The sequence below is a fragment of the Shewanella sp. 4t3-1-2LB genome (assembly GCF_017368415.1).
Classification (GTDB): Bacteria; Pseudomonadota; Gammaproteobacteria; order Enterobacterales; family Shewanellaceae; genus Shewanella; species Shewanella fodinae.
In genome coordinates this window covers 31061-53810 of sequence record NZ_JAFNJD010000031.1, presented here as the reverse complement: position 1 = coordinate 53810, position 22750 = coordinate 31061, and the positions used below count along the sequence as shown (strand labels likewise).

The 22750-nt window shown below is 49.1% G+C and carries 22 protein-coding genes; 14 read left to right on the top strand and 8 right to left on the bottom strand.

Features of this window, described 5'->3' with window-relative positions; genetic code table 11:
* The first annotated feature begins 76 nt into the window (after window positions 1-76).
* The 8 genes from J3L11_RS12435 to J3L11_RS12400 all read left to right on the top strand — a co-directional run bounded on the left by J3L11_RS12435 (window position 77) and on the right by J3L11_RS12400 (window position 8090).
* The gene (locus J3L11_RS12435; RefSeq protein ID WP_207571187.1) at window positions 77-433 is read left to right on the top strand and encodes a metalloregulator ArsR/SmtB family transcription factor; all 357 of its coding nucleotides are present in this window, start codon (window positions 77-79) and stop codon (window positions 431-433) included.
* A 37-nt stretch (window positions 434-470) separates the two neighbouring features.
* Complete coding sequence (locus J3L11_RS12430; RefSeq protein ID WP_207571186.1) at window positions 471-1469, top strand: permease; 999 nt, start codon at window positions 471-473, stop codon at window positions 1467-1469.
* 10 nt (window positions 1470-1479) lie between these two features.
* The gene (locus tag J3L11_RS12425; RefSeq protein ID WP_133037385.1) at window positions 1480-1716 is read left to right on the top strand and encodes a thioredoxin family protein; all 237 of its coding nucleotides are present in this window, start codon (window positions 1480-1482) and stop codon (window positions 1714-1716) included.
* A gap of 16 nt (window positions 1717-1732) precedes the next feature.
* Complete coding sequence (locus J3L11_RS12420; protein ID WP_207571185.1) at window positions 1733-2752, top strand: ArsJ-associated glyceraldehyde-3-phosphate dehydrogenase; 1020 nt, start codon at window positions 1733-1735, stop codon at window positions 2750-2752.
* Complete coding sequence (gene arsJ / locus J3L11_RS12415; RefSeq protein WP_207571184.1) at window positions 2752-3960, top strand: organoarsenical effux MFS transporter ArsJ; 1209 nt, start codon at window positions 2752-2754, stop codon at window positions 3958-3960. The genes J3L11_RS12420 and arsJ overlap by 1 nt, the downstream gene beginning before the upstream one ends.
* A 76-nt stretch (window positions 3961-4036) precedes the next feature.
* Window positions 4037-5467, top strand: coding sequence for an MBL fold metallo-hydrolase (locus J3L11_RS12410; RefSeq protein ID WP_207571183.1), 1431 nt, complete (start codon window positions 4037-4039; stop codon window positions 5465-5467).
* A 143-nt stretch (window positions 5468-5610) separates the two neighbouring features.
* On the top strand, window positions 5611-6555 hold the full coding sequence (locus J3L11_RS12405) for a DMT family transporter (protein WP_278250739.1): 945 nt from the start codon (window positions 5611-5613) through the stop codon (window positions 6553-6555).
* A gap of 161 nt (window positions 6556-6716) precedes the next feature.
* Entirely contained in the window at window positions 6717-8090 is a 1374-nt protein-coding gene (locus tag J3L11_RS12400) for a sodium:alanine symporter family protein (RefSeq protein WP_207571182.1), read from the top strand.
* 63 nt (window positions 8091-8153) lie between these two features.
* Here J3L11_RS12400 and J3L11_RS12395 read toward each other — a convergent pair whose 3' ends face one another.
* Complete coding sequence (locus J3L11_RS12395) at window positions 8154-9953, bottom strand: M4 family metallopeptidase (protein WP_207571181.1); 1800 nt, start codon at window positions 9951-9953, stop codon at window positions 8154-8156.
* A 410-nt stretch (window positions 9954-10363) separates the two neighbouring features.
* Here J3L11_RS12395 and J3L11_RS12390 point away from each other — a divergent pair, with 410 nt between their 5' ends.
* Window positions 10364-11329: a PDC sensor domain-containing protein gene (locus J3L11_RS12390; RefSeq protein WP_189618326.1), complete on the top strand. Its 966-nt coding sequence runs from the start codon at window positions 10364-10366 to the stop codon at window positions 11327-11329.
* Between the two features lie 13 nt (window positions 11330-11342).
* Here J3L11_RS12390 and J3L11_RS12385 read toward each other — a convergent pair whose 3' ends face one another.
* Window positions 11343-11525: a hypothetical protein gene (locus J3L11_RS12385; protein ID WP_133037379.1), complete on the bottom strand. Its 183-nt coding sequence runs from the start codon at window positions 11523-11525 to the stop codon at window positions 11343-11345.
* 293 nt (window positions 11526-11818) lie between these two features.
* On the opposite strand from J3L11_RS12385, the gene J3L11_RS12380 reads away from it, so the two are divergent.
* Genes J3L11_RS12380 through J3L11_RS12370 form a run of 3 tightly spaced genes read left to right on the top strand, consistent with a single transcriptional unit; the run spans window position 11819 to window position 16105 of the window.
* The gene (locus J3L11_RS12380) at window positions 11819-13960 is read left to right on the top strand and encodes a CHASE domain-containing protein (RefSeq protein WP_207571180.1); all 2142 of its coding nucleotides are present in this window, start codon (window positions 11819-11821) and stop codon (window positions 13958-13960) included.
* Window positions 13957-14391 (top strand): response regulator, encoded by a 435-nt coding sequence (locus tag J3L11_RS12375; RefSeq protein ID WP_189618324.1) that lies wholly within the window; start codon window positions 13957-13959, stop codon window positions 14389-14391. Before J3L11_RS12380 ends, J3L11_RS12375 begins: the two co-directional genes overlap by 4 nt.
* Window positions 14392-14398: 7 nt before the next feature.
* Entirely contained in the window at window positions 14399-16105 is a 1707-nt protein-coding gene (locus tag J3L11_RS12370) for a GGDEF domain-containing response regulator (RefSeq protein ID WP_207571179.1), read from the top strand.
* Window positions 16106-16275: 170 nt separating this feature from the next.
* Here the strand turns inward: J3L11_RS12370 and J3L11_RS12365 are convergent, their stop codons facing one another.
* The 3 genes from J3L11_RS12365 to J3L11_RS12355 all read right to left on the bottom strand — a co-directional run bounded on the left by J3L11_RS12365 (window position 16276) and on the right by J3L11_RS12355 (window position 18018).
* Complete coding sequence (locus J3L11_RS12365) at window positions 16276-16968, bottom strand: TorF family putative porin (RefSeq protein ID WP_189618322.1); 693 nt, start codon at window positions 16966-16968, stop codon at window positions 16276-16278.
* Window positions 16969-17248: 280 nt separating this feature from the next.
* Entirely contained in the window at window positions 17249-17521 is a 273-nt protein-coding gene (locus J3L11_RS12360) for an HU family DNA-binding protein (protein WP_133037374.1), read from the bottom strand.
* 191 nt (window positions 17522-17712) lie between these two features.
* Window positions 17713-18018 (bottom strand): hypothetical protein, encoded by a 306-nt coding sequence (locus tag J3L11_RS12355; protein WP_133037373.1) that lies wholly within the window; start codon window positions 18016-18018, stop codon window positions 17713-17715.
* Between the two features lie 183 nt (window positions 18019-18201).
* On the opposite strand from J3L11_RS12355, the gene J3L11_RS12350 reads away from it, so the two are divergent.
* The gene (locus J3L11_RS12350; RefSeq protein WP_207571178.1) at window positions 18202-18741 is read left to right on the top strand and encodes a DUF3016 domain-containing protein; all 540 of its coding nucleotides are present in this window, start codon (window positions 18202-18204) and stop codon (window positions 18739-18741) included.
* Window positions 18742-18744: 3 nt separating this feature from the next.
* On the opposite strand, the gene J3L11_RS12345 is transcribed toward J3L11_RS12350, so the two are convergent.
* Both J3L11_RS12345 and J3L11_RS12340 read right to left on the bottom strand, forming a co-directional pair.
* The gene (locus J3L11_RS12345; RefSeq protein ID WP_207571177.1) at window positions 18745-20481 is read right to left on the bottom strand and encodes a GGDEF domain-containing protein; all 1737 of its coding nucleotides are present in this window, start codon (window positions 20479-20481) and stop codon (window positions 18745-18747) included.
* Between the two features lie 101 nt (window positions 20482-20582).
* Window positions 20583-20897, bottom strand: a complete 315-nt coding sequence (locus J3L11_RS12340; protein WP_133037370.1) for a prephenate dehydrogenase — start codon at window positions 20895-20897, stop codon at window positions 20583-20585.
* A 45-nt stretch (window positions 20898-20942) separates the two neighbouring features.
* Here J3L11_RS12340 and J3L11_RS12335 point away from each other — a divergent pair, with 45 nt between their 5' ends.
* Window positions 20943-21863, top strand: coding sequence for a TraB/GumN family protein (locus tag J3L11_RS12335; RefSeq protein WP_207571176.1), 921 nt, complete (start codon window positions 20943-20945; stop codon window positions 21861-21863).
* On the opposite strand, the gene J3L11_RS12330 is transcribed toward J3L11_RS12335, so the two are convergent.
* Window positions 21822-22589: a methyltransferase domain-containing protein gene (locus tag J3L11_RS12330; RefSeq protein WP_207571189.1), complete on the bottom strand. Its 768-nt coding sequence runs from the start codon at window positions 22587-22589 to the stop codon at window positions 21822-21824. The genes J3L11_RS12335 and J3L11_RS12330 overlap by 42 nt on opposite strands.
* Window positions 22590-22750: the final 161 nt, after the last annotated feature.

Genomic DNA, 22750 nt, shown 5'->3' with positions numbered 1-22750 from the left:
ATATTAATATCCATATGTATAAGCTCGTTCGCTGCTGTCAATGACCATGGTGCACGAACCGATGCTGGAGTATCCAATGGAACCAAGCGTATTTTTCAAGGCGATGGCGGATGACACCCGTCTGTGTTGTTTGCTGCTGATCCAGCAGCAGGGCGAGCTATGTGTGTGCGAACTGACGGCGGCATTAGCACAGAGCCAGCCAAAAGTGTCCAGGCATCTGGCGCAATTGCGTAATCAGGGGATTTTGCAAGACCGCCGTCAAGGTCAATGGGTGTTTTATCGCTTTGACGAGACACTGCCCACTTGGTGCCGACAAGTCCTAGTGGCGACCTTGCAAGACAATCAAGCCATGCTGGCAGCTCCAATCGAGAGGCTTCACGCGATGAATTGGCGCCCAGAACGTTGCTGCGCTGCGGCCGCTTGTGGTGATTGATTGTGTCCTAACCGTTATTGCTGCCTGAGGTACTCAAATGTTCGCAATTTTCACCGCGTTAGCGGATTGGCTGGTTTACGGGGTGTTGTCGCTGGCGCCTCAAAGTCGTCTGGGCGAAGCGCTGCATTTTTTTGTGGAAGACACCAGCAAGATTTTTGTGCTGTTGCTGTTGATGATTTATGTGATTGCTTTGTTACGGGCATCGCTCAATGTTGAAAAAGTCCGGGATTATCTTGCAGGTAAAAATCGCCTGACAGGTTATCTGCTCGGTTCCGCCTTTGGCGCGGTGACCCCTTTCTGTTCCTGCTCCAGTATTCCGGCATTTCTTGGTTTTACCTCGGCAGGTATCCCGGTGGGGATCACTATGGCGTTTCTCATCACTTCACCGCTTATCAATGAAGTGGCGGTATTGCTGCTTGTGGGACTGCTGGGATGGCAGTTCACGTTGATCTATGTGGTCATCGGTATGTTGGTGGGTGTGGCGTCGGGTGCCTTTCTGGATGCGATTCACGCTGAGCGCTGGTTACAGTCGTTCGCTGCCAAAGCGCTACAGCGTGGGCAACAGCAACAAGTTAGTTGCTGCGGAACGCCACAAACACCACCGCAATTGAGTTGGCAAGCGCGCCACGATTTTGCGGCGGCGGAAACCAAAGAGATTGTCGGCCGGGTTTGGAAATGGGTGTTTATTGGTGTCGGACTCGGTGCCGCGTTACACGGTTTTGTGCCAGAAGGCTGGGTGGCAGACCATTTAGGGCAGGGACAATGGTGGTCAGTACCGCTGGCAGTGTTAATCGGAGTGCCGTTGTATTCCAACGTGACAGGCATTGTGCCCGTGATGGAAAGCCTGCTGCAAAACGGTTTACCCGTTGGTACCACTTTGGCGTTTTGTATGGCGACAGTTGCCGCCAGCTTTCCTGAATTTGTGTTGTTGAAACAGGTAATGCAGTGGCGTTTGTTAGCCAGTGTTTTTGGCATTTTGCTGCTGGCATTCACCTTGATCGGTTGGTTATTTAATCTGGTAGGTCCAATGCTTTAAGGAGCAAAATATGAAAAATATCATTGTGTTGGGAAGTGGTTGTACTAAATGTGTCAAAACCGCAGAGCTGATTGCTGAAGTGGTGAAAGAACACGGCGTTGCTGCCACCGTCAGCAAAGAAACCAATCCAGAAGTGATCATGGGTTACGGTGTGATGAGCACGCCAGCAGTGGTCATCGATGAACAGGTAGTGCACAGCGGTTCTATGCCACAGAAAGCGCAGATTGAAGCCTGGTTAGCCAAATAAATAAAGAGGATATCCGATGACGATCCGTGTAGGAATCAATGGCTTTGGCCGTATTGGCCGACTGGTATTACGTGCCGCCTGGGAATGGCCAGAACTGGAGTTTGTGCAGATCAACGATCCGGCTGGTAGTGCTGCCACCCTGGCGCATTTGCTGGAGTTTGATTCGGTGCACGGTCGCTGGCGGCGACAGATTAGTGCTAACGGTGAACAATTACTGATTGATGGCAAGGCGATTGCGGTGAGCGGCAACAAAGCCATTGCGGATAGCGACTGGTCCGGCTGCGATGTGGTGATTGAAGCCTCGGGCAAAATGCGCAGTAAGGCGCTGTTACAAGCTTATTTGCAACAAGGGGTGAAACGGGTCGTGGTTACTGCCCCGGTCAAAGAGGAAGGTGTACTCAATGTAGTGATGGGGGTGAACCAGCAGTTATTTGATCCGGCATTGCACTCCATTGTCACGGCTGCCTCCTGTACCACTAACTGTCTGGCGCCGGTGGTGAAAGTGATCCATGAAAAACTGGGGATCCGCCATGGGTCAATGACCACCATTCATGATTTAACCAATACCCAAACAATTCTCGATGCACCGCATAAAGACTTGCGCCGTGCCCGCGCGTGTGGTGAAAGCCTGATCCCGACCACTACTGGCAGCGCCACGGCGATTACTCATATCTTCCCGGAACTCAAGGGCAAGCTGAATGGCCATGCAGTGAGGATCCCGTTAGCTAATGCTTCGCTGACCGATTGTGTGTTTGAATTGCAACGGCCAACGACCGAAGCCGAGGTGAATCAGTTACTGCGAGAAGCCGCTGACGGTGAACTGAAAGGTATTCTGGGTTATGAAGAACGGCCGTTGGTGTCAGTGGACTACCGTACCGATCCACGCTCCAGCATCATTGATGCTTTGTCTACTATGGTGATCAACGGCACTCAGCTAAAGCTGTATTGCTGGTACGACAATGAATGGGGTTATGCCAATCGTACCGCGGAACTGGCAGTGCTGGTCGGTCAGGCCGATAGTGGAGATGCCCATTAATGATCCCTGTGAGTCCAGCACTGCGCCAGTATCTGATTATTACCGGCAATTATTGGGCGTTTACGCTGACTGATGGTGCCTTGCGGATGTTGGTGGTGCTGTATTTCAATGATTTGGGGTACAGCGCCCTATCGATTGCCATGCTGTTTCTGTTCTACGAGTTTTTCGGGGTGGTCACTAATCTAATTGGTGGTTGGCTCGGTGCCAGAATCGGCCTCAATCGCACCATGAACCTAGGCCTTGGCATACAGATTATTGCGTTGGCGATGCTGTTGGTGCCCGCAGCTTGGTTGACGGTGCCTTGGGTGATGGCCGCACAGGCCATGTCTGGGATTGCCAAAGATCTCAATAAAATGAGTGCCAAGAGCGCGGTGAAAACTCTGGTCAGTGGCAATGATACGCAAGGTCGCTTGTACCGTTATGTGGCGTTACTGACCGGCTCGAAAAATACTCTGAAAGGCGTAGGTTTTTTCCTCGGCGGCGCGCTACTGACGCTATTAGGTTTTGAAGGTGCAGTGCTGGTGATGGCGCTAGGATTGCTGGTGGTCTGGCAGTTGTCGCTGACCCTCTTGCGTCAGGATTTAGGCAAGGCCAAAAATAAACCTAAGTTTCGTGATATTTTTTCCAAAAGCCGCGCGGTGAATATCTTGTCTGCGGCAAGGTTATGTTTATTTGCTTCCCGCGATGTGTGGTTTGTGGTGGCGGTGCCGGTGTATTTAAGTGTGCATCTAGGCTGGGATAACTGGCTGGTCGGCTCATTTTTGGCGAGTTGGGTGATAGCGTATGGCATAGTGCAGGCACTCGCGCCAGTGCTCACTGGCACCAAAAAAGGGGCAGTGCAAACACCGGGCCGGATGATGGCCGTATCCTGGGTGGCATTGTTGATGGCGTTACCGGCAGTTATGGCCTCAATGTTACAGGCGGGCGCTGATCCGCACTGGTGGCTACTGGGCGGACTGTGGCTGTATGGGGCGGTGTTTGCAGTGAACTCGTCACTGCACAGTTTTCTGATTGTGCATTATGCCAGCGAAGACGGGGTATCGCTGGATGTTGGTTTCTACTACATGGCGAATGCTGCCGGGCGTTTGCTGGGTACCGTACTGTCAGGAGTTTTGTATCAACAATATGGATTGAACGCCTGCTTGTGGTTTAGCAGCGGTTTGTTGTTACTCACTTTTGCCATCTCTTTTGCCCTACCAAAACAGTAAAAATGCTAAACGAAACAGGCTTTTTGTCGCAATAGCGCGTAGGATTAAGGTAAAGGACAGCTGGCGGAGATGGCTTATGACTATGACGCTGCAATGCTTGGGAGCCACAGGAGAAGTAACGGGTTCCTGTCACTTGTTGGAACTCAATGGCGCTCAGTTACTGCTGGATTGTGGCTTAATCCAGGGCGGTAAAAAGGACGAACTGCGTAATCAAGACCCTTTTGCGTTTGACCCACACACGCTCACGGCCGTGGTGCTTAGCCATGCGCATATTGACCATTCCGGTCGGTTACCATTGTTGATGAAGCGCGGTTATGACGGCCCCATTTATACTCAAAAAGCGACCGCTGAGCTGTGCGCTTTCATGTTGCGTGACGCGGCATCGTTGCAACAACGTCAAGTTGAACGAGAAAACGAAAAGCGCTTAAAGCAGGATCTGCCGCCATTGGCGCCACTGTTTGATGACCAAGATGTCGATAATGTCTTGCGGCACTTTGTGCCGTTGGAATATGGGGTGCGCTTTGAACCAGTTCCTGGCATCAGTGTGTGCTTGAGTGATGCTGGGCATATTCTCGGCTCTGCGATATTGGAACTATGGCTGGACGATGGCCGTTGTCAGAAGAAACTGGTGTTCAGTGGCGATCTCGGACGTGCTGGCATGCCAATTTTACGGGATCCCACCTTAATCGACACAGCAGATCTGGTGTTGATGGAAAGCACTTATGGTGACCGCAGCCACCGTAGCTGGCAAGCAACACTGGAGGAACTGAAAGCCATTTTTGCCAAGGCGATCAGTGAAAGCCGTGGCAATATTCTGATCCCGGCATTTTCCGTAGGGCGCGCACAGGAGCTGCTGTATCTGTTTCATCTGTATGCTAAGGAGTGGGATCTGGGCCGTTGGCAAGTGTGTCTCGACAGCCCGATGGCCATTGAAGCTACTAAAGTTTATGTGCGCAATTATCCCTTGATGGATGACGACTTTCGTCGTTTTGTACAGCTTAATCCTGGCAACCATCCGTTACTCAGTAATGTGCAGTTTATTCAAAGCACTGAAGAGTCGAAAGCACTGAACCATATCCACCAAGGGCTGATCATCATTGCGGGCAGCGGTATGTGTAATGGCGGCCGCATCCGCAGTCATTTGGCACATAACCTGTTCCGGCCTGAGTGTGACATTATCATTTGTGGCTTCCAGGCGCGGGGCACGCCAGGACGCTTATTAGTGGATGGCGCCACTGAGCTGACGGTACATGGGGAAAGTGTGCCGGTAAATGCGCTGATCCATACGGTCGGGGGGCTGTCAGCCCATGCGGATCAACAAGAGCTATTGCATTGGTATCAACATTTCAACAATTCGCCACCACTATTGTTAGTGCACGGCGAAGCGACGGCACAGGAAACTCTGCAGCAGGTGTTACGTCAGCAGGGATCTGCAGAAGTGGTGATTGTCAATCTGGCCGATAAACTGGATTTGACACAGTTACCCCGTTTAGCGTGGCTGAACTGATATTGCGGTTTATGTAAAAATTCCAGCGCATATCCAATAGCGCTTGGCGGCAGTGCGGTATTTCGGCAAAATACAGTGGTCCGGCATGCTGTTCGCGAATCCATCCCTGCAGTCGTGCCTCATTTGTTGTCCCGGAGTCTTCCTTGTCTGCTAATGCCGCCCGTCTAGGGTTAATTTTTATGTCCACCACGGTCATATTTTGGGGGGTAATGCCTATTGCCCTGAAATTGTCTGCGGAGTTTATTGATCCTGTGACCTTGACTTGGTTCCGGTTTGGCGTTGCATTTGTGGCAACCTTGTTGCAGCAATGCTTGCTTGGTGGCTTGCAGCAATTTGCGCAATTGCGTCGGCGAGATTGGTTGAAGTTGGCGCTGGCTGCGCTGTTGCTCATCGGTAACTATGTCAGCTTTGTGTTTGCCTTGAAATACTTGGCGCCTGGTACAGTGCAGCTCAATTTCCAGACCTCATCGTTCTTTTTGGCGCTTGGTGGCGTACTGTTTTTTGGGGAGCGTTTCTCTCGTACTCAATTGCTGTGTTTCTCTGCCCTCGCTGGCGGCATGTTACTATTTTTCAATCCATTTCTTAGCGGTGCTAGCGGCGCAGGTAAGATCCTAGTGGGTGTCGCTATTGTGCAGCTATCGGTGATCAGTTGGGTCAGTTATGCGTTATTGCAGAAGTCACTAGGACGTCGTTTGTCGCCTGCAAATGTGTTGCTGTTCATCTATGGTTTTTCTTTGCCGGTGTTATTGCCATTTAGTGACATATCGCCGTTCTATACGATGAATATTGAACAATGGTGGATCGCCATTTTCTGTGCAGTAAGTACCTTGGTGGCTTATGGTTGTTTTGGCCAAGCGATGAAATACTGGCCAGCGGCACAGGTAGGCGCGTTGATGGCACTGACGCCAGTGCTGAGCTTTGCCGCTACCGATCTAGTGGGGCAGTTGGGGTGGTGGCGTGGCAGTTTTTCTGCTACTCCATTGAATCTGCTATCTCAGGCGGGAATAGTGCTTATTGTACTGTCAGTCATGTTGGTACAGTTGTTACCTCACTGGCAGCAACGCCAGCGCCATTGCCCACAGAACTGAATCTCGCAAACATCGGCTTACAGAAGATGCCACCATAGGTGGCATTGGCTATTTCCAATTGTTAATCATTCGTTGTAACCTGAGGCTTCATTGTGCCAGTCATGGTCTTTCTACTAAGTCTGGCATGACGTTTATAACAATAACAACGACATGAGGTTTGGATGGAAGTCATAGTCTCGCTGGTCAATCAAGTTAATTCACTGGTATGGGGGGTTCCTATGCTGGTGATGATCCTCGGTGTAGGATTGTTTCTCTCTGTTGGTTTGAAATTAATGCCAGTACTTAAATTAGGTACTGGCTTTAAATTGCTTTGGTCTGGCCGTATTCCGGAAAAAGATGCGGATGTAAAAGGGCAGATCAGCCCGTTTAATGCCTTGATGACCTCGCTGTCAGCCACTATTGGTACTGGCAATATCGCAGGCGTTGCTACCGCCATTGCGGTGGGCGGACCTGGTGCGTTGTTCTGGATGTGGTGTACAGCCTTGGTCGGTATGGCGACTAAGTTTTCTGAAGCGGTGCTCGCTGTGAAGTACCGCGAAGAAGATGAACACGGCAACCATATCGGTGGTCCGATGTATTACATCAAGAATGGTCTTGGCAGTAAATGGGCTTGGTTGGGTACCTTGTTCGCCTTTTTTGGCGCGTTTGCTGGTTTTGGTATCGGTAATACGGTGCAGGCAAATTCAGTCGCCGATGCGTTGTCCTCTAACTTTCACGTTGAGCCGTGGATTACCGGCGTGGTAATGATGTTGTTGGTGGGGGCGGTGTTGATGGGTGGCATCAAACGCATCGCTGATGTTGCTGGCAAGCTGGTACCGCTGATGACGATTTTTTATGTGGTGTCAGGTTTGGCCGTATTAGTCGTTTATATCGATGATATTCCAGCTGCGTTTGTGTTGGTGGTAAAAAGTGCCTTTACACCGGTGGCAGCACAGGGTGGTTTCGCTGGTGCCGCCGTCTGGGCAGCTATCCGTTATGGTGTTGCCCGAGGGGTTTTTTCCAATGAAGCGGGTCTTGGTAGTGCGCCAATTGCCCATGCGGCTGCTCAGACTAATAACCCGGTAACTCAGGGGTTGGTAGCCATGCTCGGTACGTTCATCGATACCATAGTGGTGTGTTCCATTACTGGGTTGGCCATTGTGGTTTCTGGTGCCTGGAGTTCTGGTGAAAACGGTGCGGCGCTGACATCTTATGCCTTCAGTCATGCCTTTCCTATTGGCAATTATGTGGTTGCCGTAGCGCTGGCGATATTTGCTTTTACCACCATTCTTGGTTGGAGTTTCTACAGCGAGAAATGTGTGCAGTTTCTGTTTGGTGTTAATGCCATTAAACCGTTTCGCTTGATCTTTACGCTGGTGGTGCCGATTGGCGCGATAGCAAAACTGGAGTTTATCTGGTTACTGGCTGACACCCTCAATGCCATGATGGCTTTGCCAAATCTTATCGCTTTGTTGCTATTGAGTCCGGTAGTGTTCCGCTTGACCCGCGAATATTTTAAAAAGCAGAAAGCGCTGGCGGCGCAGAAGTCAATGTGAGTGGAAAATCCCATTAAAGAGGGCAGCAACCGCTGCCCTTTTGGGTTAATCAGGACGGGGCGTTTAGTAAGAGCCTGTCAGGGTGACGCCAGAATATGCTGAGTATCCCTTCAACATGATATAGAAGGTCCCCGCGCTTGGACGTCTGAAGCTGCAACTTTCGGTGTTGCCACTGCGATAGGGGCGGCAATCATAGCTGCTGCTGGTAGGCTCGCTGCCATATTTCACATACAGATCCACATCACCGCTACCACCACTGGTGGAGATGGTCACTGTTTGCACCCCGGAAGGTATAGCAAAGGTCCAGCGTTGTTCAGAGCCACTGGTACCTGTGATACCGCTAATCGGCTGGCCGTTTAACAGCTCGCCAGTTGTGGCAGGTGGCGGTGTGGTATTACAGCTTGCATCCACATCGACGCCAGCAAAAGCAGTTTCCACATCGCTAGCACTGTAGCCCAGATCGTTTGCTGCTTGAGAAACGCCGCATGCGGCGTCATCAAACCCAGAGTTAGCGTTCCAGTAGAGCTGGTTGGCTTTTACAAAAACTTCGAAGGCCTTTTTAGTATCCCAGCCGCTGCTGGTTGCCAGCAGATAGAAGGCTCGGTTAAATACGCCAGAGCTATAATGTACATCCAGGCCATTGTAGTAATCGTTGGCACTATCGATGGAAGTGCCATCGCGACTCGGTTGATCCATGTAGCGTAGTGCTCCACTGCCTTTGAAAATCTCGGCACCCACCATCCAGTCGTTGCTGCCTTTCATATAATATTCTGCCGCTTCTCCCGCCATATCAGAGAAGGCTTCGTTAATCCCGCCACTTTCACCGGAATACGTCAAACCTGAGTTCTGTTCAGTGAAACCATGGGATACTTCGTGGGCTGAAACATCAAGACTCACCAATGGGTAAAAGGTGGTAGCGCCATCACCAAATGTCATACCGGTACCGTCCCAGAAAGCATTTTCATAGCTGCGGCCGTAGTGCACGCGCATCTGTAGCTTAAACGTCAGTGGTGACGTGTTGAACCAGTCGGAATACATGTCAAAGATCACCCCACCGAAGTAGTGGGCATCATTTTCAGCAGAGTAGGCACCATTTACATAGTTTTCTGGACTGTCAGGACACGTAAATTGCACCACTGTGCCACTGCCGCTGGTGCGATTATTCATGTCCAGTGTGGTGACATTGGTGTTGTCCATCTGGCAACTGTTGTTGACCTGCAGATACCCGTAATCGGTACCATAGAAGTATTCTCCGGTCTTTTCATTGCCGCCTGGCCCTGTTGCCTGCTGTGCATAGGTTAACTGTTGCCATTGTTTGAGAACATCACCGCTCAGCGCATCAATCACAGTAAACGGCCTGCTGGGTTGCGGATCTGATACAAACAGGTCAACTAGATAAGCCAGATGTGCCTGTTGGCTTTCGTCTAGCCAGATATAGAGCTTTGCCTGACTGCGCTGGGCGCTCTCCATATGATTAGCCTTCAATGCCAGGGCGATGGCCTGTTTGTCATTAAATGCCGGTGTGACATTGCTGACATCCGTATCGAGACCCGTGACATACTGACCGGACAGATTGGAATAAACGCCCATAGGGCTGACATCGGCAGCCATCGAGACACCATAAACCTCCACGCCTTTATGGAACTGGCGAATACGTGATTTTGTGTGTTTGCCAACGCTGATCTTTTTGTCTTTAAAACTCTGGCTGTCAGAGAGCCCCAACGCCTTAGCTGGATTAACCGCCGGTGTCAGTGATTGGGCTGTGGCAGAACCAGGTTTAAGGTGTACAACTGATGCGGCAAAAACAGTGGGGGTGAAGGTAGATGCAGCAATAAGCGCTGCGGTGAGTGTTTTCATTTTCATTGGTAAGGATCCTTCCTCATAGTCATAGACACTGTTACTTTTTGTAACAGTTAATTATGAATAATTAATAAAAAGTTAAAAATCAATAAATTTATTGTTATTTATTAGTTTTTATTGAATAAGGAGAAAAAGTGACTCATAGATGGGGAAAAACCGTCAATAAAACAGATATTGTCAAAATAACAACATGTTACTGCGACAACTAAAAGTGTACTCATTAGTCAACGGAATGGCAGTATTGTTAACAATTTTTCAGACTGTCCCTCGCTGCCTCCTTTTGGTGCGCTTGCCTGAAATTGTTTCATCCGCCCCTGACTCATAATTTTTAATATGTTGTTTTAAATGGTATTTCTTATTGGCATCAAAACTGCTTGAAGTGCATGACGTTTTGACCAACGGGAGTGGTGGGTATGGCCAGTATGAGTTATCTCAGTGTGATCGAGCGCTACCATGAATATGAAACGTTGGTGCATGAGTTGCTGGAGTCGATTTTGACGGGAATGTCAGATACGCAACTGTTTGCTGATACAGGAAAAGCGATAAAGGTTTTCAGTGAGGTTGCCGCACGTTATCCGTTTGTGGAGCTGATGTATCTGCTGGACAATGCTGGGCGACAGATCAGCCCTAATTTGGCTTTGATTAATCAGCAAGTAAAGCTATTGTCGGTGGGGGAGAGCCCAGATCGCAGTCAACGCCCGTATTACCTGAATGTCCGTGATAAAACCGGTACTCAAATCACGCAGCCTTATCTTTCCAATGCTTCGGGTCAGCTATGCTTGTCGGCGTCGCTGGCGCTGACGTTGCCCTCCGGCCAAAAGGGATATGTGGTGGTCGATATCAATCTCACTCGTCTGATTGAATTTATGATGGGGGATAGCACGCGGCGTAAAGTCACGCCGTTATTTAAAGCAGTATACGCACTCTTGGTTGCCGGTTTGTTTGTGATTGTGGCAGTGCTGATGTTAATCGCCACTCGGGATATCTGGCATCTGTTGGTGCTTGGCAGCGATCTGCAACATGACTCGCTCAAGCCATTCGGTATTATTATCTTTATCACCTTAGCCTTGGCGGTATTTGATCTTGGTAAAACCATCCTTGAAGAGGAGGTGTTGATGCATAAAGATATCTTCAGACACAGTTCTACGCGGCGTACTATCACCCGCTTTATTTCCACCATTCTGATCGCCATTTCCATCGAAGCGCTGCTGACAATGTTTAAGGCATCCTTGGGAGAAATTGAATATCTTCAGAGTGCAATCTTGATGATGTTGGCAGTGGTAGGGTTGCTGATTGCCTTGGGACTGTACGTCTATCTTGGTGCCAAGGCAGAGATGTTGCTGACACACAATCAAAACTTTAAAGGAAAACAGGGCTGATGCCCTGTTTTAGTTAATACTCTTCGTCATCATCCAGTCCGAGAGCCTTGCGCAATTGTAGGCGCTCCAAGTAATCCTCGAGACGGCGTTTCACTTCGCGTCGGTGTTTCAGCGCGTGCTCCGCCTGACGGTTTTTGGGAGTGGTCATTGCTTCAATTTCTGCATCGTCGGGCACTAAGTCAACTATATGGGTCATAAAGAACTCCTGTATGACAGATATATGCGAAATTTCTAGCCAAAAAAAATGCGGCTGCAAAGCAAAAAATATTCGTCAGAACTGCAAAAAAATTTTGTTGCTCTCCGGCAATAACTTGGTTCCTTGATGAGTAATTTAGCAATTGAGCTGTTGCTAAAGTGCGATCATCGCAGCAATTTGCAAACTTGTTCCTCCAAGTATTTGTCGTTTAGCATTATTTGCCTGACATCTTGATTTTTCTCAATTAACTACCAGACTTCATCTGTCGATACCTGAAGGATGAGTCGCCTCAGATGGTAAAGGATTACGTCAGTTCCGAGCCCCAAAAACTAGACCAGGAGTTTCCTGAGTTTTCGATTCCATTGTCATTGTGGTTAGTGATGACCTTTGCGTTGGTATTTATTCTGGTCGGCGGATATCTGTTTAATTTCTACATTGAACAGCGCGGAGTCGAGCGTTTTGAGTTCCAGACCCGTGTGTTGAAAAATGCGATTAGCGACAGGATGCGGGCTTACGAGCAGGTATTGCGGGGTGGTTTGGGGTTGTTTATGTCATCCACTAATGGCGTAACCAGAGCAGAGTGGCGCCATTATGTGTCAAACGCGCGATTAGATGAATTCTATCCCGGGATCCAAGGCATGGGCTACAGCCAGTTTCTGACCCAAGAGCAGGTGGTGCCGGAGGAACAGGCTATTCGGGCGGAAGGGTTCCCCGATTATAAGGTGCACCCCGAAGGAGAACGGGCTCTCTATCTGGCTATCGTTTATTTGGAGCCGTTTGACTGGCGAAATCGACGTGCCTTTGGTTATGACATGTATTCGGAGCCAATAAGACGCAAAGCAATAGATCGTGCAGTGGCGACTGGAGAGGCGGCGGTATCAGGGCGAATAACGCTAGTACAGGAAACTGGTCAGGATCAGCAAGCCGGTTTTCTGATGTACCTCCCGTTGTTTACTGAAAGCAAAAATGGTCAGCGTCAGGCCAAAGGGATGGTCTATGCGCCGTTTCGGATGAACAATCTGATGGAGGGGATTATCGGTGACCGCTTCTCGGCGTTGCAGCTGGAGATCTATGATGGCGAGCAGGCGGACGAATCTCAGTTGATGTATCGCAGCAACCCGCGCCCGCCAGAAATTTATCATAACAATGAAGCTGTGTTGACAATAGGTGGGCATCAATGGCTATTGGTGACACGCAGCACTGGCAGTTTTGTGTCAGCGACAGAGTCATTACAGCGTGCATTGTTACTGGCATTTGGTGGATTGTTCTGGGTGCTGTTGTTCTATTTTTTGTATCACAATGCTAAAGCACGCTTTAAAGAAAGCCTGTTAGCACAGGAGTTGCTCGCTAACGAGGAGCGTTTCAGGTTAGTGATTGAAGCATCACCGTCGGCCTTGGTGATAGTGAACCACGATGGCGTGATGACGTTGGTCAATGCGCACGCCGAGCGCTTGTTTAAATACTCCCGCGATGAAATGCTTGGGCAAGGGGTCAATATGCTGTTGCCAAGTGCGCAGCGCAGTAATCACAGCCACTATATGGCGGAGTACTTTTGCCACCCGATTGCCAAGAATATGTCCAGCCGCGATGATCTCTACGGGCAGTGTAGTGATGGCTCATTGGTGGCGGTGGAAGTGGGATTGACGCCGTTAATGTTCAGTAATGGTCCTGCGGTTCTGGCAACGATTAACGATATTTCACAGCGCAAACAAGTGGAGCTGGAAAAAGCCCAACATACAGCCGAGCTGGAACGGATTAACAGCGAATTAGACAGTTTTGCCTATATTGCATCGCATGATCTTAAATCACCACTGCGGGGGATTGAACAGCTGTCTGATTGGCTGGCAGAGGATTTAGCTGACAATGCCAGCGATACAGTACAGAAATATTTGCGGCTGATCCGTAGTCGGGTACAACGCATGGAATTGCTGCTGGAAGGATTGCTAACATTTTCTCGCATCGGTCGTGTTGATGCCCAATTGGTCATGACGGATTCGGCGCAATTGGTTCGAGAGGTGTTTTCTCTGGTGAACGTGCAGCCCACCTACCATCTGGCAATTGTCACTGAACTTCCCCAATTTGTCACCGCCCGAGTGCCGTTGGAGCTGGTATTTCGCAATCTGTTGAGTAATGCCATCAAACACCATGACAAAGATAGTGGTGTTATCAACGTCAGTTGTAGCGAACAGCACGATTTTTACTGCTTTTGTGTGGAGGACGACGGCCCTGGGATCCCAACACAATTCCATGAAAAAGTGTTTGCCATTTTTCAGACACTGCGGCCACGGGATGAAGTGGAGGGAAGTGGACTAGGATTATCACTGGTAAGAAAGTGTGTTGAGAGTCTTGGCGGCAGCATCTGGCTAGTGTCAGAAGGTCGTGGTAGCCGCTTCTATTTTACCTGGCCAAAAAACCTCAAGGAGTTTCATAAATGACAGCCACACCTTATAGGGAGGTGACCATACTACTGATTGACGACGATGACATCGACCATATGGCCGTCGTGCGTACGATGAAACAATTACGCCTATTGAATCCGCTGATACGCGCCAGAGATGGGCTAGAAGCGTTGCAAATGCTACGACAAAAACAAGTAAGTCAGCCATATCTAATTTTGCTGGATCTGAACATGCCACGGATGAGTGGCCTAGAATTTCTTGAGCAGTTGCGCAATGACGAGGAGCTTTCGCTATCGGTTGTCTTTGTGTTGACCACCTCTGCGGCTGATGAAGATAAGGTCGCCGCGTACCAGCACCATGTTGCTGGTTACATCGTCAAACACTATATCAAAGACGAGTTTCTGCGCATTTTTAACATGCTGGAAAATTACTGGCAGGTTGTGGTTTTACCATTTGATGCAGGGTGAAAACAAGATGGATCTATTGCTGATTGATGACGACGAGATTGACAGAACCGCGATTATAAGGGCTCTGGCGCAGTCAGATATCGGCTTTAATGTTGTCGAAGCTAACTGTGGCCGAGTGGGGCTGGATTTGGTTCGTCAGCAACATTTTGACGGTATTATCCTTGATTATCGTTTGCCTGATGCGGATGGTTTGGAACTGTTACACAGTCTGCACTCGTCAGCCGGTGATGCCACGGCCGTGGTGATGATCTCGCGTTATGAGGACGAATATCTGGCAGATCGCTGTATTGAAATGGGCGCACAGGACTTTCTGCTGAAAGATGAGGTCAATACCCGGCGCCTGACCCGCGCTATTCGATTGGCAAAACAACGCGCCAGTATGAGTCGAGCTCTGCAAAAAACGCATGAGCGCCTGCGTAACCTCGCGGAGCACGACTCTCTTACCGACTTACTAAATCGTTATGGTTTTGAGATGAGCCTAAGCCGAGCGCTGGCATTAGCGCGAAGCAAAAATAGCGAACTGGCCCTTATTTTGTTGGATCTCGATGATTTCAAAGGGGTGAACGATACTCATGGACATCAGATGGGTGACCGTTTATTGGTGGAGGTTGCAGCTCGTTTGAGTCAAGTCGTTCCAGACAACAGCCTGCTGGCTCGCATTGGCGGCGATGAGTTTGTGGTGGTGTTGACTGGCAATAATGCTTCAGGCATCGCTGAGGGACTCACAACCGCTCTGCTGCAAGCACTACAACCCGTATTTCTAGTCGATGCGCAGCCGCTATTTATCGGCGCTTGCGCCGGTATAGCCTGTTATGGGCGCTTGGCGTCTGACAGTTCTGGATTATTGAAATGCGCTGATATTGCGTTATATCGCGCTAAACAGCGTGGACGTAGCCAGTTGCAGTTTTATTCTGAGGCATTAGATTTGGCGGTTCGACGGCGTCAGCATATTGCTACCGGGCTGCGGCAGGCGCTTGAGCTTGAACAATTTCGACTGTTTTATCAGGGAAAATTCAATGCCCACACCGGCGTGTTGGAAGGAATGGAAGCATTACTGCGCTGGCAACATCCCCAAGACGGATTGATCGCGCCAGATAGTTTTTTGCCTATTGCCGAAGAGCTAGGAATGATGGATGCCATTTGTGAATGGGTATTGCAGACGGCTTGCCAACAAACCCAACTATGGTTGCAACAACTCGCGCCGGGCAGACGTTTGAGTATTGCCATCAATCTGTCGGCCTCTCAGAATCTTCGTGAAAAACTGTTACAACAGGTTGAAAGTGCGTTACTTTCCAGTGGGTTACCAGCGGAGCTGTTGGAGCTTGAAATCACTGAAAACGCCCTGATCGAAAAACCTAGAGAGTTAGCAGAAGTGCTGGAGGCGGTCGCGGCAATAGGTGTGACGCTGTCCTTGGACGATTTTGGCACTGGCTTTTCATCATTGGAACATGTAAAGGATTTTCCAATTAAGGTGTTGAAAATAGACAAGAGTTTCGTTGCAGGTATCGAACAGGATGAACGGGCGCGACGCTTGCTGGCGGCGCTCATCAATTTTGCCAGTGGTTTTGATGTGCTGTCGGTGGCGGAAGGGGTTGAAACTGAAGCTCAAGCCCAGTTTTGTCGTGATCATGGTTGCCATCTGTTACAAGGTTACCTTTACTGTAAGCCGATGCCACCTGAGCAATTTATGACACAATTTCTGCAGCCACAGTGATGCAGGCTGATCAAACAAAACCCGTCATCCGTAATGCGGATGACGGGTCGGATTCAGGCACGGCTGAAGTTTAGCATGGATCATCATAGTGGCCATCCTGGCATCACCTTGACCCGTTCAGATTATTATTGTTATTGCTTAATATTATTATTGTAATTCATTGATATTTATTAGAATTCAAATTCGTAGGTGTAGCCAAGTACAAATTTGACGTCATCGTCTGGCAGATTGGTGTCTGCCAGTTTGAAGGAAATAGCGCCAATACTGGTGTCTTTGGTGACCGACACATTGTATTCAGAGTAGTCATCGACACCGTACCAACTGGTAATCACGTCACCTGTAGAGTAGGCGTAATAGGCTCCCAAAGTGATGCTGTCCGCCAGAGGATAACTAGCGGCGATATGGTAGTAGGTGTAATCCTTGTCATCCAAACCATCGGCAGCGACATCATCACCAGCGGTCACAAATTTAGCCACACCTACTTCTAACCACTTCCAGTTAAGCTTCAGGTACAACTCGCCAAAATCGATAGAGTCAGTAGCGTCTGGATAGCCATAGTATAGATAGCCTACGTCATAGCTAAAGTCATCATTGAGGGAGTGGGAAAAACCGCCGTAAATATCCATTTCATAACTGGTGTCGTTGCCAAAGTCGACATTGGAACCCCAGGTGCCCAGATAGAAGCCGGATTCATGACTGTAATCAATGCCGCCTTGCACTGCCGCAGCATCCGCAGTTTGAGTGACACCGCGCCATAGATAATTCGACGTTGCCCCGATATTTCCAGTCACCGTGGCCTGGCTCATTGGTGCAATCATCATTAAGCTTGCAAGCACGCTCAGCGACAGCAGTTTTTGTTTCATACTCATCCCCTTTATCCCTCTTATAGTTGCCGGAGATCCGGAAATCTGCCGGAACGTCGGCTTTTCATTGTGCTGATGTAATTCCAAAGAAAGATGAGCTAAAGCTGTGCCAAAAATTAATAATGAGTTTTTACAAAAACTTAACCAAATATTGCCTTGTATGTAAACAAACTGCTGCATTATTATGGCGCTAGTTGCACAAAAATAGTGCAATGTAAAAGTTTCACACAAATAAAAACGCCTCTATAGCAAGAGGCGTTTTTTACTGAGCAATACAAATTCAGCTAATGCTGTCTTTCAACGCCTTACCAGCTTTGAACTTTGGCACAGTGGCTTCAGCAATTTGAATTTCTTTGCCTGTCAGCGGATTGCGGCCAGTTCGGGCGGCCCGAGTTGTTGTTTCGAAAGAGCCAAATCCCACAATGGAGACTTTGTCACCGGCTTTTAGTGCTTCGGTTACCGCAGCTTCAAAAGACTTAAGTGCCAGGGCGGTTTCTGCTTTTGTTAGCTCAGATTTCTCAGCCATACTGGCAATCAGTTCGGTTTTATTCATTTTTTTATACTCTCTGTCTTTCCGTAGATATTGTTATAGCGCTGTTAACTTGCCATAAGGCTCTAGCTAATGAAAGTGAATTTTCCGAATTATCAGGTAAAACATCACTAAAAAAGTGGCCGAGCTAGCGCGTTAGTTAATAACGCTATGACACCGGAAGACAGCGCTGTCATTGACGATAGCATAAGCCGTTAGTGATTGCGCATCTCTTCGCAAACATATCCCTGACGGCGGGAATCAAAGCGGCAGCCACCACCACATTCCCAAGGCGCGTTTTCATATTTGGCCGATTGTGTTCGGGCATAGTCACGGCACTGTTGATAATCAGTAAAGCCTTCCTTTTTCAAATAGTTTGCGGATCCAAAGCCGTGGTGATAAACAAAAGCAGTCCAGTCGTTAGGGATGGTAGGCTGTGAATTTCGATTGATCCAGAAAACCACTGCAGACACGGTGATCAGTAGGCAGCAGGTAAAAATGACTGGGACTGATAATTTCACGAAGCTCTCCCGCATAAACGCGATTATATTGCTGTAAAGAATGATAAAGTTAACTTAAAGTTGGAACTCGGTGCTATATCCAAAATCCAAATATTCAGCGACGTTTAGTGTAACCCTAAGTACCATAAAGACGGCTATTGCCAAAGGTGATATCGTCGTTAGGTTGCCGACAAGGAGGCAAAGATGAAAATTGGCTATCTGTTTTTCGCCAGCGTACTGAGCATTATGAGCGCTGGTTGTGCTGTGGCTACCGAAGATGCCGCCGCGGCTAATCCAGTAACCACCTCTGGTAAAGTCAAGATTGAGTGGCAAACTCCAGATAAGTATACCGATATTCGTACTGCAACAGAGGTACAAAAACGCTATGAGCAGCGGATGTTTGAAGATCTCACTAAAGCGCTCGATAAGGCGTCTGCAAAGGCTTTGAAAGGTAAGGAGAAACTGGAGTTAGTGGTGACAGATGTGGACTTAGCGGGCGATTTACGGCCAACCTTTGGTCAGGCATCAACCAGTGATATCCGCATCGTCAAAGACATTTATCCGCCACGGATTAACTTCTCTTATCGGGTTCTGGATGGTGATCAGGTGATAATGGTCGGGTCCGAAAAATTGCGGGATATGCGCTTTATGGATCGCATCAGCAATATTGATAATTCCAGTTTCAGGTATGAAAAAGCCCTATTAAGCGATTGGTTTGAGAATACCGTTGCCCCCAAACTGTAATTTTCAGGCGATCTGTTCTTGTGGGATCTGTAGCAGGCAAAATCCACTTTCCGTGAGTTTTGCCTGTTTTTTTGCCTGAGCACATAGATGTGACAGCTGTTCCTCACTCGCGGCTTTGGTAAGCTGTGGCGGAATAATCCCAACACTCAGGCTCATTAGCGGCTGGATACACAGCTCGTGTTGACGGTTGCGAGCCAGAAATTTCTGTTCTGTCCAATGCTGTTCGGTAAAGAAACGCCGCTTGAGCACTTCAAACTCGGCTAGGATCTGGCGGCAGTGTTCTACCATGACCGTATCGGCAGCAATCATCACAAAATCGTCACCACCAACATGACCAATGAAGTGCCGGCGCCCGTGAAATCTTAATAGATCCGCGACACAGCGGATCACCTCATCACCTTTGGCAAAGCCGTAAACGTCGTTGTAGGCCTTGAAGTTGGTGAGATCCAGATATGCTAAATAAAACGGCTGTTGTTGTTGCCCCAGTCGTAACAATTCCTGTTGAATCGGCACATTCCCCGGCAGATCCGTGAGTGGGTTGGCATGGCGGGCGGTCTGGATCCGCTGCTCAGTAATTCTTTGCAGCAAATCTCGGGTGTGTCCCAGTCCACGGAACTTTCCCTGCTGCAAAATGATGAATTGTTGCGCCACATATTGGTTGTTATCGGATGTCAGTTGTTGGCTGACGGAGGATAAAGGTTCACAGCCCTCGACCATCAGCACGCCGCCATCCATGATTTCCGTGACCGGATGGTTTTCATGTAGTGCTCGGCCATAGGGGGTGGAGAACAGCTCCAACAAGCTCTGGCGATACACCAATCCCAACGGGAAATCGTATTCAATAATGGCGACTGCTTGTAAGGCTGGTCGCTCTAGAAACAAATGGCTAAGGCTTTTTAGTCGCGTGGTAGGTGGCAGTGAAATTGCCTCCTGGCACAGGCAATCGGCCGTTTCGTTATAGCGTGGTTGCGGTTGTTGGCGAAATGACCGAAACCAAGTGTGTGGTTTGGGGGACGGGTGCGGTTGTGGCTTACCCAGCAGAAATCCCTGACACAACTGAATACCTAAACGTTGTAACACCGCCAGTTCTGCCTCGGTTTCAATACCTTCAGCGATAACCTGACAGGTAAGACTCTGGCATAAGGTGACAATGGAACGTACAAATTCCTGTTTTACCGGAAACTGATCAATACGGTCGATAAAATGACGGTCAATTTTAACATAATCGGGGGCTAGTTCTGACCATAGGCGTAAACCAGAATAACCGGCACCGAGATCATCCAGCGCCACTTGAAATCCCTGATGGCGGTAATAGTCGAGGCAGCTTTTTAATAGATCAATATCCTCAGCTGGATATTGCTCAGACAGTTCAATGACAATCGATGAAGGCGGTAGCCCCAGTTGCTGTGCCAGTCGCAACGTGTGGCCTTTGGGATGACGCGGATCGAGCAACGCCATCGGGCTGATGTTGATGAATAATTTTCCCGGCAGTTGCTGTTGTTGAAACTGCTGCACTGCTAGGGTGCGGCACAGTGTTTCTAGCTCAGAGAGTCGCCCCTGCTGTTCTGCTGCGCGGAACAGATGTATCGGGGAATAGAGCGGGCTTTGTTCAGGCCCGCGGCTCAGCGCTTCAAAACCGTACATGCGGTTTGCGTCAATGTTGACGATTGGCTGAAAATGTATCGCAATATCTGCCTGCTGGATTATCTGTTCCAGCAGTACCTCGTGCTCGGGAGTCATCTGCCTGTACCGCGTTCAACTGAACCGGGGCAGCAGCATATGAATTTTCAGTGACAAACAGATGACAGTGAAACCGCGCTTGCCTGTTCTGTGATCGAGCGCTACTGACGGCCCTGTTCTTTGAAGCGTGCCAGTGTCTGCAGCAAAATTGCCAGTTGCTTCACTAAGTGTTCCAGTTGCTGCTGTGACGGTGCTTTATCTTCTTCTAACTCTGCAACCATTTCAGCCAGTTCCTGCACATAGGGCAAGAAGCGGTTACTGGATGTTGTAAACCCCTGATCATCTGTGAATATTTTGGCAAACTTGGCGTGGCCTTGCTGCTGTAGCTGGTCAAGACTGTTATCTGCATCCACTGCTTGTCGATAAGCCGTCTGCAAATTGGTCTTGAGTTGCGCTATGACCTTGGTATATGGCATAACGAGAGTCCTTTAACGAATTTGTGAAAATTATAAGGAAGCGCAATGGCATCAACAAGCCGTTGGAAGAAATTGCTGGGGGCACTTGCCCTGGTTTTGAGCAATGTTGCCATTGCTGCACCATCGATAACGCCTTTGTTTTTTCAGGTGGATTATCAGGGAAAAACCGCATGGGTGTTGGGGTCCTTTCATGTTGGCAAAGCCGATTTTTACCCGTTGCCGACGCAAATTGATCAGGCATTCAAGCACGCTTCTGCGCTGGTGTTAGAAGCAGACGTGCAAGATCCCCAAATGTCGTTGTGGGTGCAACAGTATGGCATGCACCCGCTAAAAGCGGACATCGAAACGCAAAAAATGCTGGATGAGTACTGTCAGCCGTTGGCCATTTGCCAACAGTTGGCGCAGTTTTCGCCCTGGTTGCAGTCAGTGCAGATCAGCATGTTACGACTTGCCAGCATGGGATTGTCACCGCAGTTTGGCGTAGAGCAGCAGCTGTTGAACTTAAAAGGTAACAAGCCCTTGTTGCAATTGGAAACGGCCAAAGGACAGTTACAGATGCTAGCAGCATTTGATGAAACAACTCAGTGGGCTATGGTACGCGACAGTATTCAGGCACCCGCGACTGATATTCAGGCATTAGTGACGGCTTGGCAGCGAGGCGATCGGCACACCATCGCCAAACTCACGCAGGAGCAGTTGCAGGCGCAAGGTGGGGAGGTGATGCTTGATAAAATGTTGTGGCAGCGCAATCGCCAGATGGCGCAGCGGCTGCAGCAACTGTTACAGCAGCAACCCAAACCGCTATTTGTGGCGGTTGGCAGCGCCCACCTCGCCGGAGCACACAACTTGCTTGATTATCTGCAGCAAGCTGGTGCTCAAGTCCGCAATTGTTGGCAAACTTCGTGTGATATCAGCACTGATGGATCAGCGTTTTTGCCCGAGAAAATGAATATAACGCCCCAGTGACAGATAGGGTTCGCGGCGCGAGTATTCTAGTTCAACGGCAATGAGCTGGCGCTCATCATAATTATCCGGTAGGCGTTTGTTCATGTAATCATGGATTACTCGAACGCCGGAAGCACAAAGCAGGGTGACCGACCAGTCATCGAACCATTGGCGAACCGTTGGGATCTCTAACGGATTCTCTGGACTTAAGCGGTTTTTCTTTTTTGATTTAAGCCCGTTTTTTACATAATCGAAGTTACCGGCAGTTAGCGCGTGAAACCGCATCGCTTCTTTGTTGTAGAACATTAGGGAAAAGAGCCCGCCGGGATGTAACAACGTCAGCAGTTGTGCCAACGTCTCTCTGGCATCGACCAACCACTCGGCCACCGCATGACACAAAATGAGATCAAATTGTCCGTGTTCGACAATGTGCAGTTGCTGTATCGGGGCATGGACTAAGGTGATATCCACTGCTTCTGGCTCAGCGTCAATCAGTTGCTGGGCTTGCTGCAACATGGTTTCAGAGATGTCGCAAAGCACCACCTGATGGCCAAGCCGTGCGAGTTTAAGACTGAAATAACCAAAACCGCCGCCAGCATCCAGCACTCGTAATCGGCGGTTGCCAAGCAAGGGTAACTGCTCTTGCAAATCGCGCCAGAGTACGGCCATACGGATGTCACCTTTGGTGGTGCCATAAATATTATGGGCAAACTTTTGCGCCAATTTGTCGAAATTCTTGTCCTGCACGGCGGAATAACTTAGGGTGTGGAAAGCGCTTAGTGTCTCATATTCATAGTCGATTAGCACAGTGTCAGCAGGTAATAGCGCAAATTCGGACTAAGACCTGAGACAAACTATGGTTATAATGTTCGCTTCAATCAATAGGAGTGGTAACCGTTGGTGATGGA